The 830-nt window shown below is 36.0% G+C and carries 1 protein-coding gene; it reads left to right on the forward strand.

Features of this window, described 5'->3' with window-relative positions; all coding sequences use genetic code 11:
• Window positions 1-278: 278 nt before the first annotated feature.
• The coding region (locus AC3AX0_RS11790; RefSeq protein ID WP_487550479.1) for a nicotinate-nucleotide--dimethylbenzimidazole phosphoribosyltransferase at window positions 279-830 on the forward strand (552 nt) is incomplete at its 3' end.

Raw genomic sequence — 830 nt, forward strand, 5'->3', positions numbered from 1 at the left:
ATCTTTTTCTAAGCAAAAAAGACATTCGTATGGACAATGGAAAGTTCACACTTTTATAAGTGTGGGCTTTTTTTAGTTGAAGTCGGCCCGCAAATGATTTCATATTACAGTTCCCTGCTCACTCGGTACGACAATTCTCATTTTATTAAGGAAATTATCGCACCTCAAATTCACGACCTCACTGTTATATGAAATCATCTGCTAAGAGTTCTGACAAAAATACAAACACTGCTTCTACACTTGAAAACTGTAAACAATGAAAATAAAAGGAGATTAAAATGGAACTATTGAAAAAAACTGTAGAGAGAATCGAAGGACTTAATGAAGATATAATGAAGGAATGCAAGAGTAGGGTGGATAACTTAATCAAACCTCAGGGAAGCCTTGGAAAGCTTGAAGAGCTTGCTATACAGATGTCGGGAATAACAGGTGAAATGTTTCCTAATCTTGATAACAAGGCTATAATTGTTATGTCTGCAGATCATGGAGTTTGTGAAGAAGGAGTAGCTTCAGGTCTTCAGGTTGTAACAGAAATACAAACATATAATATTCCAAGAGGAATAACAGGTGTCGGCGCTTTGGCAAAAATTGCAGGAGCAGATCTTGTAACTGTAGATATAGGTGTAATGAAGGATCTTGAATACAGTGAAATAATAAACAGGAAAGTAAAATACGGGACTAATAATATGGCTAAAGGTCCAGCAATGACATATGAAGAGGCAGTAAAAGCTCTTGAGACAGGAATTGAAATTACAGAATCAGAAATCAAAAAAGGAAGAAAGATAATTGGTACAGGTGAAATGGGTATAGGAAACACTACCCCTTCGACT

The organism is Dethiosulfatibacter sp., from assembly GCF_983023055.1.